17 protein-coding genes are annotated in these 13,674 nt (G+C 35.7%); 7 read left to right on the top strand and 10 right to left on the bottom strand.

Annotated elements, in window-relative coordinates:
• Nucleotides 1-81: 81 nt before the first annotated feature.
• The 6 genes from AC1Q8N_RS14225 to licT form a co-directional block, all read right to left on the bottom strand.
• Entirely contained in the window at nt 82-453 is a 372-nt protein-coding gene (locus AC1Q8N_RS14225; RefSeq protein ID WP_098847842.1) for an ATP synthase subunit I, read from the bottom strand.
• A 22-nt stretch (nt 454-475) separates the two neighbouring features.
• Entirely contained in the window at nt 476-1,060 is a 585-nt protein-coding gene (gene pssA, locus AC1Q8N_RS14220) for a CDP-diacylglycerol--serine O-phosphatidyltransferase (protein WP_098847841.1), read from the bottom strand.
• Nucleotides 1,053-1,511: a MarR family winged helix-turn-helix transcriptional regulator gene (locus AC1Q8N_RS14215; RefSeq protein WP_098068727.1), complete on the bottom strand. Its 459-nt coding sequence runs from the start codon at nt 1,509-1,511 to the stop codon at nt 1,053-1,055. The genes pssA and AC1Q8N_RS14215 overlap by 8 nt, the downstream gene beginning before the upstream one ends.
• A gap of 160 nt (nt 1,512-1,671) precedes the next feature.
• On the bottom strand, nt 1,672-3,111 hold the full coding sequence (locus AC1Q8N_RS14210; RefSeq protein ID WP_098080446.1) for a 6-phospho-beta-glucosidase: 1,440 nt from the start codon (nt 3,109-3,111) through the stop codon (nt 1,672-1,674).
• A 95-nt stretch (nt 3,112-3,206) separates the two neighbouring features.
• A complete protein-coding gene (locus AC1Q8N_RS14205; RefSeq protein ID WP_098847839.1) occupies nt 3,207-5,099 on the bottom strand; it encodes a beta-glucoside-specific PTS transporter subunit IIABC in 1,893 nt (630 codons plus the stop codon).
• A gap of 147 nt (nt 5,100-5,246) precedes the next feature.
• A complete protein-coding gene (licT, locus tag AC1Q8N_RS14200; RefSeq protein WP_098080450.1) occupies nt 5,247-6,095 on the bottom strand; it encodes a BglG family transcription antiterminator LicT in 849 nt (282 codons plus the stop codon).
• A 557-nt stretch (nt 6,096-6,652) separates the two neighbouring features.
• Between licT and AC1Q8N_RS14195 the strand changes: the two genes are divergently transcribed.
• Together AC1Q8N_RS14195 and AC1Q8N_RS14190 are read left to right on the top strand one after the other, a co-directional pair.
• Nucleotides 6,653-6,922, top strand: coding sequence for a YmzC family protein (locus AC1Q8N_RS14195; RefSeq protein WP_098847838.1), 270 nt, complete (start codon nt 6,653-6,655; stop codon nt 6,920-6,922).
• Between the two features lie 148 nt (nt 6,923-7,070).
• Nucleotides 7,071-7,181 (top strand): YjcZ family sporulation protein, encoded by a 111-nt coding sequence (locus AC1Q8N_RS14190; protein WP_000505686.1) that lies wholly within the window; start codon nt 7,071-7,073, stop codon nt 7,179-7,181.
• 166 nt (nt 7,182-7,347) lie between these two features.
• Here AC1Q8N_RS14190 and AC1Q8N_RS14185 read toward each other — a convergent pair whose 3' ends face one another.
• From AC1Q8N_RS14185 to AC1Q8N_RS14175, 3 genes are all read right to left on the bottom strand, one after another.
• Nucleotides 7,348-7,902, bottom strand: a complete 555-nt coding sequence (locus AC1Q8N_RS14185) for an HPP family protein (protein WP_098847837.1) — start codon at nt 7,900-7,902, stop codon at nt 7,348-7,350.
• A gap of 119 nt (nt 7,903-8,021) precedes the next feature.
• Nucleotides 8,022-8,606, bottom strand: a complete 585-nt coding sequence (locus AC1Q8N_RS14180) for a CGNR zinc finger domain-containing protein (protein WP_098080454.1) — start codon at nt 8,604-8,606, stop codon at nt 8,022-8,024.
• A gap of 664 nt (nt 8,607-9,270) precedes the next feature.
• Nucleotides 9,271-9,516: a hypothetical protein gene (locus AC1Q8N_RS14175; protein ID WP_141520089.1), complete on the bottom strand. Its 246-nt coding sequence runs from the start codon at nt 9,514-9,516 to the stop codon at nt 9,271-9,273.
• 200 nt (nt 9,517-9,716) lie between these two features.
• Here AC1Q8N_RS14175 and AC1Q8N_RS14170 point away from each other — a divergent pair, with 200 nt between their 5' ends.
• From AC1Q8N_RS14170 to AC1Q8N_RS14155, 4 genes are all read left to right on the top strand, one after another.
• The gene (locus AC1Q8N_RS14170) at nt 9,717-9,842 is read left to right on the top strand and encodes a YjcZ family sporulation protein (RefSeq protein ID WP_000540377.1); all 126 of its coding nucleotides are present in this window, start codon (nt 9,717-9,719) and stop codon (nt 9,840-9,842) included.
• 230 nt (nt 9,843-10,072) lie between these two features.
• Complete coding sequence (locus AC1Q8N_RS14165; protein WP_098642539.1) at nt 10,073-10,414, top strand: PadR family transcriptional regulator; 342 nt, start codon at nt 10,073-10,075, stop codon at nt 10,412-10,414.
• Nucleotides 10,407-10,889: a hypothetical protein gene (locus tag AC1Q8N_RS14160; RefSeq protein WP_098048610.1), complete on the top strand. Its 483-nt coding sequence runs from the start codon at nt 10,407-10,409 to the stop codon at nt 10,887-10,889. The genes AC1Q8N_RS14165 and AC1Q8N_RS14160 overlap by 8 nt, the downstream gene beginning before the upstream one ends.
• The gene (locus AC1Q8N_RS14155) at nt 10,886-11,413 is read left to right on the top strand and encodes a permease (RefSeq protein WP_141559084.1); all 528 of its coding nucleotides are present in this window, start codon (nt 10,886-10,888) and stop codon (nt 11,411-11,413) included. Before AC1Q8N_RS14160 ends, AC1Q8N_RS14155 begins: the two co-directional genes overlap by 4 nt.
• Before the next feature lie 42 nt (nt 11,414-11,455).
• On the opposite strand, the gene AC1Q8N_RS14150 is transcribed toward AC1Q8N_RS14155, so the two are convergent.
• Nucleotides 11,456-12,931 (bottom strand): MDR family MFS transporter, encoded by a 1,476-nt coding sequence (locus tag AC1Q8N_RS14150; RefSeq protein WP_098150573.1) that lies wholly within the window; start codon nt 12,929-12,931, stop codon nt 11,456-11,458.
• Nucleotides 12,932-13,073: 142 nt separating this feature from the next.
• Here AC1Q8N_RS14150 and AC1Q8N_RS14145 point away from each other — a divergent pair, with 142 nt between their 5' ends.
• Nucleotides 13,074-13,649 (top strand): TetR/AcrR family transcriptional regulator, encoded by a 576-nt coding sequence (locus AC1Q8N_RS14145; protein ID WP_493521240.1) that lies wholly within the window; start codon nt 13,074-13,076, stop codon nt 13,647-13,649.
• Nucleotides 13,650-13,674: the final 25 nt, after the last annotated feature.

The following is a 13,674-nucleotide window of genomic DNA, read 5'->3' as shown; positions in this document are numbered from 1 at the left end:
ATATGGGTGTCTTTTCTTTGTAATAAAAAGCTCTCTATAAAGGAAAGTTTTCACATCCAAATTAGTGATTTACACAGCACTTTATTCCTTCGCATCCCTCATATTGTAATACCCTAAATTAATAATAATTAAGAAATACCCACCCATAATTCCAGCTGTAAATGTCCACATGTACTCACGGTGTTCAATTTCATACATAATAATCGCACCGAGTATGGCGGCTGCAAACCGATTCATCATGCCAAGCATTGGTGCTTTTTCTTTTTTTACGATGCTATCTCCGAACTTTTCGATACGCCTTCCTAAAATCCAGGCGCAGTACATACTTACTAAAAGGCCAATGCTTATCCCTACAAACTGGGCTCGAAAAGGTGTCATCAGCCATCCCAATAACATCACGCCTAGCAAACAATATATTTGTATGTTGAATGACCTTAATGCCATACGAATCATGTTATGCTCCTTATCTTTCCTATTAATCCCATCTTTCGGACTTCAAGCTTTCTGATATATCCTTTTTAAAATGGGGGAATTTGATTTTGCTCACCATTAAATAAGCGAGTACGCATGTGCCAACTGCCACGGAAACTGGGTTATTTAGGAGGCATAAAATAAGAAGACACATTGCCGCAAATGGAATGGGCATTCCGATGAATGTTGGGAGTTTGCTTTGTTGCGTGTTAAATCTAGCAAGCCGCAGCATTCCGCAAATACTATACGCGAGGGCACATATCATCCCAATAAACTGCAAATCTTTTAACGAGGCACTATATGCAAGAATAGACGGTGCCACACCAAAGGTAACTAAATCCGCAAATGAGTCTAACTCTCCACCAATGTCCGAAACAGCATCAAGTTTCCGAGCAACCATACCATCAAACAGATCAAATACCATACCTGTAATAATGAATAGAACTGCACCATACATATCTTGAACGAAAACAGCGTGAATAGCTAAAAGCCCACACACAAAATTTGATATCGTAAGCATATTCGGTATGTAACTCATCACATGCTTCTCCTCCTTTCTACTAATTGCTTCATCTTGCTTCTTACTCATTAGACTCAAGATCCTTCTGTTTTTCTTCCAATATCACTTTATTTATTTTCGTTAACGTATCAGTCATTTGCTGCAAAGCTTCGATATCAATTTTCGAGAAATATTTCTCGATTAACACATCATCTAACTCAGACAATCGTTCGATATATTTACTACCGTTTGGACCGAGCGTAAGGAAATACTCCCTTTTATTATTCGGATTAACTTGTTTTGAAATCATCTGTTGCTTTTCCAATTTCGATAAAACTTGGCTCACAGCACTTTTCGTTATATTAAACGTACTCGCAATGTTATTTGCTGTCGTGTTTTCATTTAAATTAATATGAAACAGCATGCTCTCTTGCTGCCCAGTAAGACCGAACTCATCCTTTAAATCTTGAAATAGTAAAATGTAGAGTTCCGTGTAGGCTCGATTCATTTCATTAATTACTTCTTTATATGATCTAGTCATAGTGTTCTTCCTCCAATTATGCTGCTCTTTCATCTTATCTAATAGTTTAGTTCACTTAACTAAACTATATTACACCTTTATGTTTGTGTAAAGGGAAATGTCGCTTTATCATTCACAATGAAAAAAAGAAGACATCAATTAAGATGCCTCCTTTTCATACTTAAGACTCCAAACTCTCACCATTCGTCTTAATTACTTCCTTATACCAATCGAAGCTTTTCTTCTTCGATCTTTTTAATGAACCTTTTCCTTCATTATCTTTATCAACGTATATATATCCGTAACGTTTTTTCATTTCTCCAGTAGAAGCACTTACAAGATCAATCGGGCCCCAGCTTGTATAACCGATAATATCTACTCCATCTTGGATTGCTTCGGACATTTCAATCATATGTTTTTGCAAGTAATCAATACGGTATTCATCATTCACTTCGTCTTCACCATTTAATTGATCGATTGCGCCGAGACCATTTTCAACGACAAATAACGGTTTTTGGTAACGATCGTACAGTTGGTTCGCTGTAATACGGAAGCCTTTCGGATCAATTGTCCATCCCCACTCTGATTTTTCAAGATATGGATTTTCAACAGAACCGAATACATTCCCGCTCGTTATACTTTTTAACACTTCTGGATCTGTACTTGTTGCTCGGCTTGAATAGTAGCTAAAGCCAATATAATCAACTGTATGCTCTTTTAAAATTTCCTCGTCTTCTTTTTCCATTTCAATTGTTACATTGTTATCTTTAAAGAATCGTCTTGCGTATCCAGGATATGCTCCTCTTGCTTGTACATCAATGAAGAAGAATGATTCACGGTCTTGTTCCATCGCACGAAGTACGTCGTCGGGATTACATGTGTACGGATACGTTGCACCTGCCGCAAGCATACAACCGATTTTTGCATCTGGAATGATTTCATGACACGCTTTTACAGCTAACGCACTTGCGACAAGTTGGTGATGCGCTGCTTGATATTGAATTTGTTTTTTATTATCACCTTCTTTAAATGCTAGACCTGCTCCCATGAAAGGTAAATGTAAAAGCATATTAATTTCATTAAACGTCATCCAATATTTCACTTTATCTTTATATCTATTAAAAATAGTTTTTGCGTACGTCTCGAAGAAGTTTACAAGCTTTCTACTTCTCCAGCTTCCATACTTTTCTACTAAATGAACAGGCACATCGAAGTGAGCCATCGTAACGACTGGTTCAATACCGTGCTTTAACAGTTCATCAAACAAATTATCATAAAACTGTAATCCTGCTTCATTTGGCTTTTCATCTTCACCACTTGGGAAAATACGCGTCCACGCAATCGATACACGTAACGCTTTAAATCCCATTTCTGCAAAAAGAGCGATATCTTCTTTATATCGATGATAAAAATCAATCGCTTCGTGTGACGGGTAAAACTCTCCTTCTACGGGCGTAAAGGAATGAATATTTCCTTTCATAATATCCCAACGATTTTCACCAGTTGGTAATAGATCAACCGTCGTTAATCCTTTTCCATCTTCTACATATGCGCCTTCAACTTGATTGGCTGCAGTTGCTCCACCCCATAAAAATCCTTTTGGAAAATTAACTTTAGACATATAGAAAAACTCCTTTATATAAGAATGAACGAGGAAAGATATTGTAAGTTTTAAAGAATACCTTTCTTCGTTTGAACCTGTATGAAATGTAACTACTATTTAACTCCTAACTTTAGTAAGGAATCTCCTGCTTGAATCTTTTCTATTTCGGTTTTTTTGATGCTATATTTATCATAATTTGTAACAACAACTGGTGTTGTCACAATATAACCCGCCTTTTGAATTTCAGCTATATTAAACTCAATAAGTAATTGCCCTTTTTCTACTCTCGCTCCTTGTTCAATATGAGAAGAGAAAAATTCACCATTTAATTTCACAGTATCCATCCCAATATGGATTAAAATTTCAGCACCTGAATCCGCCGTAATTCCTACTGCATGATTCGTCGGGAAAAGCGCAGCAATCGTACCTGAAACTGGTGAAAACAACTTTCCTTCTGAAGGCTCAATCGCAACTCCTTCACCTAGCGCACCTGATGCAAATGCAGCATCTTCAATATTTTGAAGCGGCATAACGGCGCCATGGAAAGGACTAAAGATTACTTCATCATCGTTTGATGCAGCAATTTTATTACTTGTTTCCTCTGTTTCTGTAGATGTTTTCTTTTTCGTAAAACCAAATAAGTAAGTTAGAATAAAACCTACTACTAAAGAAACAATCATTGAAACAATTGCGCCCCAAAATCCAGCTGTAATCCCATCTTTCGGACTAATGAATGTAGGAAGCGTAAATATACCAAGTCCACCTGTCATATAAGCTTGTGTACCAAATACGCCAAGTATTGCGCCGCCAATTCCTCCAGCAATACAGCTCATAATAAACGGCTTTTTTAGCGGAAGTGTAATACCATAAATCGCTGGCTCTGTAACACCGAAAATACCTGAAATAAAAGCTGGAATGCTAAGTGTTTTTAATTTCTTGTCTTTCGTTTTCATCCAAACACCCAGCACAGCACCAATTTGAGCAAATGAAGCGGCAAATATAAGTGCTAATATCGGATCAACACCGTTTACTGCTAAATTGTTATAGCCAATCGGAACGACGCCCCAATGAAGGCCAAATATGACAAGTACTTGCCAGAAAGCACCGAGTAAAGCACCCGCTACTAATGGACTTGCATGATAAACCCAAAGCGTCGCCTGTCCTAAAAACTGCCCTGCCCACGTCGCAATTGGACCAATAACGAGAAATGTAACTGGTACAACGATTAATAATGTGAAGAATGGTAATAAAAATGTTTTCACAACATCTGGAATAACTTTCTTTAAAGAATGTTCTACTTTCGCTCCAAAATAAGCAGCGAGAATAATTGGAATAACAGATGATGCATAGTTCATTAAAATAACTGGTATTCCTAAAAACGTAATATGAATTGGTGATTCAAACATCGTTCCTGCAAATAACGTATATAATGGCTCACTTGCTTTTAAACCTGATAAAGCCGGATAGACTAAAGCTCCCCCAATTGCCATACCGATGAATGGTGATCCTCCGAATTTCTTACTTGCTGTATATCCAAGGAAGATCGGGAAGAAATAAAATAACGAATCGCCAACTGCATTTAATATTTGATACGTTCCTGACTGTGTACTTAACCAGCCTAACGCTACAAATAATGCATTAAATCCTTTAATCATCCCTGTTGCAGCTAACACTCCTAAAATAGGAGTGAAAATGCTAGAAAGAATATCTATAAGACTACTCTTTTTCTTCTCACTCGTATTTTCTTCCTCAGCTTCCTGAAAGCCTCCAGCAGCAATAACCGCTTTGTATACGTCAGATACATGGTTACCAATTACAACTTGATATTGTCCGCCGCTTTTCATAACAGTCACAACATCTTCCATACTTTTCAGTACTTCTGTATTCGCTTTCCCCTCATCTTTTAATTGAAATCGTAAGCGAGTTATACAATGTACAACGCTATGTATATTTTCTCTCCCGCCGACATTCTTCAGTATGTCTTTTGCTAATTTTTCATACTTCATAGTAACTTTCCCTCCCTACAATCATCCCATTTATTATTTTTTATAAAAGAAAAAACCTAAACTAACCGTAACGGCGCGATACATACGAATCACTCCATTACAAGTCAATTTAGGTTTTGCCTGCCAAACAGTAACAATCCCGTTTATTCAATTACATAATTCATTGCGTTTCGTTACACGATGAATGTGCAACGTTACATACACTTTTTCATCTTTTGAAAGATGACTATTATGTGCTTTTCGTAAATACGCTTCAATTTTTTCTGTACAACAATATGCCTCTTCATACTTACTTTTCACTTGCTCGTATAAAAAATCATCATCGGCCGAGTTCAATTCCTTCTGCATTAAACGCTGCGCAAAATATCGTAAATGCGTTACAAAACGACTATAATTAAATGAATTCTCATCTAAGTTCATCTTATAGTGGTACTTTACAACATTTAAAATATCTTGGACGATTTTCGTCATCGCTACCGTTTGTTGCATCGCCGGCTCTCCTTGCTGCGCATTAACGAAATGTAGTGCAATTGACCCTGCTTCATCTTCAGAAAGTCTAAGCCCAGTCTCTTCTTCAATTATGTTCAAAGCTTGTAGACCAATTTCAAACTCTTTCTGATAGAACCTCTTAATCTCCCAAAGCAAAGTATTTTTAAGATCCATTCCTTCTTTATGCCGAGTTAAGGCAAAACTTAAGTGATCCGTTAATGTAAGATAAATATAATCACTTAAAGTCCCCGGCAAAGCGTTCTTAGCAAACTGAATAATTCTCTCTGTAATCTCTAAATTTTCTACAGGAATTTCAGTTAGCAACCTAGCAAGTTTCTCTGATAATTCTCTTGTTTCTAGCACAAAGGTCTTTTCTACCTTAGATTCATCAATGGCATCGCCGACTTTTTTCTGAAATCCCAAACCTCTGCCCATAAGTACAACTTCTGTCTCGTTATCCTTCATCGTACAAACAACATTGTTATTTAAGATTTTATGGATTCTCATATTGTTCCGCCTTCTTCTTCTTAAAGTCACAAAAGGTAATAAAAAAACCTAAACTGATTCCAAAAGCCACACTACACCCGTAGCCTCTAGATCAATTTAGGTTTTGCCTGCCGAACAGTAACAATCCTTTTACTTATTAACTTACCTTTATTATACACAAAGAGTAAGCGGTTGCAATGATAAATTATTGAATATTTTTTTACAAAGAAAATACTAACAATCAATCAGCTGTTGCTTACATTCATTACAAGACTAGTTATGTACATCATTATATTTTACAATTACCGTATATAACTTACATATTTCACCATGTTTATCATCCTGAATAATCAAACATAATCATTAATAAAATTCCATATAGACCCAGTAATGGTTAAAATGTTATAATGAAACTACCCTACATAGTTACTCATATTCAAACTGAGGAACTAGCGTCTTATTAAGCAATGCGCATAACTCAAATAAAAAAGACACTTTACAGTGTCTTTTTTATTTATTTTCATAAGAATTATCTCTTTTATAAACAAAATCTATTAAACAACAAAGGAGAATATCGAATGGAGAATACTGTATCGAGAGAACTACGTAACATACGTATATGCCTTATTATCTTGATCATTGTCATTGCGTTTTGGGATCGTGAGAAAACTGTGGAAATCACTGATCACGGTAGTGATCCTATCGTAAACACGAGCAATATGACCCCAGTTGGCGATAATACATTTGCCTATAAAGACGAATCTAATCAAATTAAAATATTTAAATTTAACCCAGATACAAATGAAATAAAACTAATAAAAGAATTTTATACTAACGAATATGAATGAAATACATGGGACAAAAGGCACCTCAAGGTGTCTTTTTTATTTTCAAAAGGACCTGCTCATATTCATACGTCAAACATAAAGTAAATAGAATCCGTTAAAAAACATGAGTGACCCTTTGTTTTCCCCTCTTATTAAAGGAGGAACTATTATGGGATTTGGTGGTAGTTGCGGCGGAAGCTGCGGTTTTTCTGGAGGATTTGCACTATTAGTTGTATTATTTATTTTATTAATCATCGTTGGAGCTTCTTGCTTCTGCTAAACAAACTATCGGAAAGACACTCTTATATGGGTGTCTTTTCTTTGTAAACTAAAAAGCATGAGAATAAAAGCCTTTGGTCGTAATTACGACTAAAGGCTTTTTCTATATAAAAAATGAAACATAGTAAAAATAATATAATTACTTATATTGTTTTTCACTTTACAAACTATATCCAAAAAGTTGGATAGCTCCTTTTACTACTCATATTATTAATAAATAAAGCAATAACTACAATAACAAGGGAACCAACTAAAACCGGTGTTACTAAATAACTCCAACCGTATGCTCCTAAAATAACGACAATGGGATCAGCCCCTGCCGGAGGATGCGTTGTTCTTGTTAACATCATAATAGCAATCGACATACCAACTGCTAAAGCAATTGTCCAATATTCATTTCCAAACAAATGATATATTGATAGACCAATGAAAGTTGAAATCAAATGTCCTCCAATAATATTACGCGGCTGAGATAGCGGTGCATTCCAAACTCCAAACGCTAATACACAACTCGCTCCAAATGGAGCCATTAGTAATTCTGTAGAAGTTATACTCGTTAAATATGTTAAGGTGAGAATCGTTAAAAATCCCCCCAATAATCCCGTTAAAGAGTCCTTTATATTTACTTGTAATGGACTTCTTCCTTTCCCTTTCATTTTTGCAAAATATCGTACACTTATTGGTTGATCCTCTTTCTGCTTAGCTGCTGTTATATTACTCATCATTCTCCTCCTTTATTTACCAATAATTATATCCCGAACTAACTAACCAGTCAATGTTGATTCTAGAGGTTAGTTTAAAGACGCAGAAAAAAAAGAATCAACTGTTATAAGTTGATTCCCTAAACTTCTTCAGACTTTCGAACCTGAAATTTTGCTACCTTTTTTCGGTTCCCACATATTTTCATAGAACACCATTTTCGCTTTCCACTTTTATCTATAAATAATAAAACACAGTCAGGGTTTGAACACCTTTTAAGAGAAATAAGCTCATTTTCTGCTATTAACGTTAAAGCATCAAATGCAATTAACGATACAATTACATCCTCAATTTTTCCAACTGGAATAGGTACTAAACTCTGTTCAATAACTTTATATGTAAATGGTGCCTTCTCAATTTGTTTTTCTAAATACGTAATAAAATCATCAGAAATTTCGTGCTGATCCGCAATTGCCTCAAACTGTTTTCTCAGTAATTCTCTTAGCTCCAGTATGCTAGATGTAACTTGATTCATTCGCTTTTGAATCCCTATAAGTGTTTTTTCATTCCAGAAAGGAAGATTAACCTTTATTACATGTAGCCATTCTAATACATCTTCATCTGTTATTAATAAATCATAACGTTGTCCACGCCTAACTAACTCTGTATTCACTAAATCTAATGAGAGATTTCCAGATATAAGCGGGAATTGTTTTCTTTCCTGCATGTACTCATCACCTACTCTTTAAACAATCATATTCCAAATTAATACAGAAGTGCAACTTTTTTATAAACTACAAAGTATGAAGACCAAAACCTTTAGCCATAATTACGACTAAAGGCTTTTTTATATGTAAATAAAAAAGGAGCTGACTGTATGGAACATAATAAAAACAGAATGCTTGCTTTAACCGTTTTGTTTGTAGGACTAGCATTTTTTGTTATCGGCATGGTTTATCATTTATGGGGAACAGCTTAAAAATAAATAGTAATCCATTTAGAAGAAATTCAGATACAACATCCGGGTCTTCATCTCATTAAGCACCAATAATCTTTTTCCTAGTCATGAAACCCCTCATAATGCTTCAGGGGTTTCCACCTTAAAACAATTATAAAAAAAGGCCCCATCAATGGGGCGCTCAAAAAATAATATAAGTAAATGAATGAAAACAAATAACAGACAACTAAAATATATAAGATTAACATCACATAATCTATATATATGCAACATTACATAAAAAATCTTTATTATTACATGCTATACTAAAAAAGGAGTCGACAATCGTTATTTTCTTCTTATTTTTAAAGCAATATGGATATACCTTCTTAACTCATTTGGATTGTACAAGCAAAAGAAGACATCGTAATCGATGTCTTCTTTTCTTATATTTTTATGAATTCTTTTGAGCAGATGCTCTCCAAGCACGAAAAGATGTCGGGTGTCCAGAATGAGCTCTTTGCTTTGCAGCAGCAACAGCTGGTTTTTCTTCAATAGTCGCTGGTTTCTCTTCCACAATCGCTGATTTTTCTTCAAGAGTAGTCACAGCTGTTTGTATTTTTTCCAACTGCTCTTTTAAAGCTTGCTGTTCAATCTTTAAATCCGTAAGTAATCGTAAAATCATTTCAGAATTGGCCATAAAGATCCTCCTTCCCCCAATACACAGAATAAAATACAATATGTCATCAGCATAATACCCGTGACAAAAATAAGGTCGTCAACTCTTTTAAAATCTAAGCACTTTTTATTTTTCAAAAGGACCTGCTCAAGTTTATCCGTAAAAACATAAAGTAAATTAAATCCATTAATTAAATGGTCTATATGGAAGGAGGAGTTAATATGGGATATGGCGGTAGTTGTGGTGGAGGCTGTGGTTTCGGCGGCGGATTTGCTTTACTTGTTGTGCTCTTTATCTTATTAATCATCGTAGGAGCTAGTTGTTGGGGCGGCGGATTCGGCTGCTAAGGAGAGGCACTCTTGAGAGTGTCTTTTTTTGTGTTTTTTGATGTACAACCCTTCTCATTGGTAGTTTATCAACGTTAATAGTTACTGTCATAAGGAAATCGTATGATTTTAATTCCCCTCGAAATTCTCACATTTTAAAATTGACATAGCACTTCATGCACCATATACTGTTAACAACAGTATACTGTCATTAACAGTATAAATCCTAATTCATTCAAGGAGGTATATCCATGAAACATACAGGAAGACATACAGGTGCATTTCTTTTGTTATTTTTAGCAGAAGGTGATAACTATGGCGGGCAATTACTGCAAAAGTGCGAGGAAGAACTTCCCGTCAATCCAATCGATAGTGCCATTTTATATCGTACGCTAAAAAAATTAGAAAACGAAGGTGCAATTGAATCTTATGTAAGTACAGATCATCAAGACAAACCGAGAAAGATGTACAAAATTACGCCTGCTGGAAGAGGACAATTGGCAGATTTCCAAATGGATATTGAAGAAAAAATGAAGAACTTATCCTTTTTCATAGACAAATATAAAGACTTAAAGGAATCCGATCATGATTAACGGCGTGATCCTTTACACTTTAGCCATTATTCTTACGGGGATTTCTTTTATGAAAGACCGCAATAAAACGAAAGAAGCTCTAATGAAGTCGTGGAAAATGTTTCGCAATCTTCTACCTGCGATGCTCTCCATCATGCTCTTCGTTGGCTTATCGCTTTCTATATTAACACCGTCTTTCATCTCTTCTATTATTGGGGAGCAATCTGGATTGTTAGGTATTATTTATTCAGCGATACTCGGCTCCGTTGCACTTATTCCCAGCTTCGTCGTATTCCCACTTGGTAATACGTTAGTACAACACGGCGCAGGCCTTCCTCAAGTTGCGGCACTTATGTCTACACTCATGTCAGTAGGAATTACAACATTACCGATGGAACAAAAAATATTTGGGCGAAGCTTTGCTTACGCACGTAATGCATCTGCATTACTCATGTCACTCCTATTCTCCTACATCATTTGGGTGGTGATGGTATGAAGGAACTAAAAAGATATCGCTTCTTTTTCATCTTACTACTAGGACTCTTTGCCTTAACTTTTATAAATCAATCTTTAGGATGGAGCGCATTACAACTAACAGGAAATAGCATTTTAGATATGTTGTTTCTCCTTCCCCCTATCCTACTATTTGTAGGATTACTTGATCAATGGGTGAAGAAAGAAACGCTCATGAAATACATGGGCGAAAAATCCGGCATATACGGAATCTTATTCTCTCTATTATTAGGCGGCATTGCAGCGGGTCCCCTCTACGTTGCCTTCCCAATTGCAGCACTACTCTTACAAAAAGGCGCAAGCATTCGGTACATCGTATTTTTCTTAGGCGTTTGGACAACTGCGAAATTGCCAATTCTCGTGTATGAATTTTCTTCATTTGGAGCTACTTTTACACTCATTCATATTGGTTTCGGGCTAGTATTCTTTTATGTAATGGGGGTTCTTTTTGAAAGATTTTATGATCAGGGGCAGTTGCTAAAGTATGATGTTACGGAGGAAATATAAAAAGACATCTTTATCTCTTAAAGATGTCTTTTTATATAAACCTTAATTCTCGTTCTGTAAAACACTCGCTGCCTTTACTCCCTTTTTCTCTTCTTTTAAAAACAGCGATACGATACATGCAATAATGATAAAGACTAACCCTAGTGCAAATGCACCTTGGAATCCAGATGTTAAACCATTTAACTTCTCTACTGGATCCATTGGATTTGCGGAACTTTCCATATAGCTAGCTGTTCCTGAAGACATTTTCGAAATAAAGATAGCTGTTCCAATTGCGCCAGCTACTTGTTGCAACGTACTAAATAGTGCTGTTCCGTGCGGATATAAATCTGGTGTTAACTGATTTAAACCGTATGTTTGTGCTGTCATGACAAACATGAGTCCAACCATTAATACGCTATGCATGACAATAATTTGTACCATTGATGTGTCAGGAGTAATGCCTTTAAATAAGAACATTGCAATCCCTACTAATACAATGCCGGGAACGATAATAACTTTCGGACTAAATTTATCAAATAGTTTACCTGCGATTGGTCCCATGATGGCGCTAATAACACTTCCCGGAAGCATGATGATTCCTGATTTAAAGGCTGTAACGAGTAAAACTGTTTGCAGGAACATCGGTAATAAAGTCATCGTTGAAAATAACGACATCATCACAATGACAATTAATCCAACTGATAATGTAAACATCGGAACTTTAAATGCGCGTAATTCTAAAATTGGATTCTCAATTTTCAATTGTCGAACGACAAAAATACATAATGAGATAAGCCCCACAATTAAGGTGCCATACACTTTCGCATCGGACCATCCTAAGTCACCTGATGCACTAAAGCTATACACAAGTCCGCCAAATCCTAATGTTGATAAAAGGATAGATGGATAATCTACTTTTGGCCTTGTTAACTCTGAAACATTTTGAATGTACTTCATCCCAATCATAATTGAAATGATCACGATAGGAATAACGATATAGAATAACCAGCGCCAATTTAATGAATCCACAATTACTCCAGATAATGTAGGGCCAATTGCTGGAGCTGCCATCATCACAAGTGCGATTAATCCCATTGTGGCACCACGTTTTTCAGGCGGACAAATGATTAAAATCGTATTCATTAATAACGGTGTAATTAATCCCGTCGCTACAGCTTGGACGATACGGCCGACTAATAAAACGGAAAATGTCGGTGCGAATCCCGCAATTAATGTACCTACTAAAAACGTTACCATAGCGATTAAAAACATTTTTCTCGTTGTGAGCCATTGCTGAAGTAACGCTGTAATCGGGACTAAAACACCAACCACTAACATGTATGCTGTAGACAGCCATTGAATCGTTGAAGCTGTTACGTCAAATTCTTTCATTAATACGGTTAACGCATTACCAAGTAATGTTTCGTTTAATAATGCAACCATTGCCCCTAAAAGTAATGCAATTAAAATGGGGGTATGTTTCATATTAGAAGTATCAACTTTGCCACTTGTAGGGCTCTTAGTTGTCATATTCATTTACAAATTCTCCTCCTGTTTCTTACTTAAAAAGCTTTAAATAAACCCGAACACATGTAATATAATATACATATGTAGATTAAAAAGGGAGAATCAATTTTCAGCCATTGTATATTTAATCTACAAAAAAGGAGAATTGTAGATGAATGATAATGAAAAACAACTTGATTTACGTATTAGACGTACACATAAATTACTATGGGATTCCTTATTTGAATTAATGACGCAATCAAAACAGAAATATAGTACGATCACGATTAACCAAATTTGTGATCTTGCGATGGTACACCGAACAACTTTTTATAAACACTTTGAAGATAAAGATGCTTTATTAGCATTTGGATTTAAACGATATGGAACGATGATTGCTGAAATACCACTTTTAGATCGCTTAAGTAAGCCATTTCAAGTGATGGAACAATTCCTTCACCATGAAGAAATCGGTAAAATATTAGAGGCACAAATGTCTGATGAACAATTCACTAGCCGCATGTATTATTTAAGCCACGAAACAAGAAAACAAGAAACAGAAGCGTTAAATCAACTTTGTAAAAATCATACGATGCCAAATGATTTAATCATTGAATTTTATTCAGGGGCAATCACCTCATTAAGCGCATGGTGGTTTAAAAATGAAAGAAGCGTTTCTGCGGCTGAAATGGATAGGTATCTCCACCAACTTATTAATCGGGAGATTTTTCAGTTTGAAGAGGAATAACTTCCCCATCAAAAAAAACGCCTAT

The organism is Bacillus sp. GW823-FHT06B01 (genome assembly GCF_058952315.1).
Note: the sequence above shows the minus strand (reverse complement) of the source record. Positions and strands in the feature narration are given on the sequence as shown.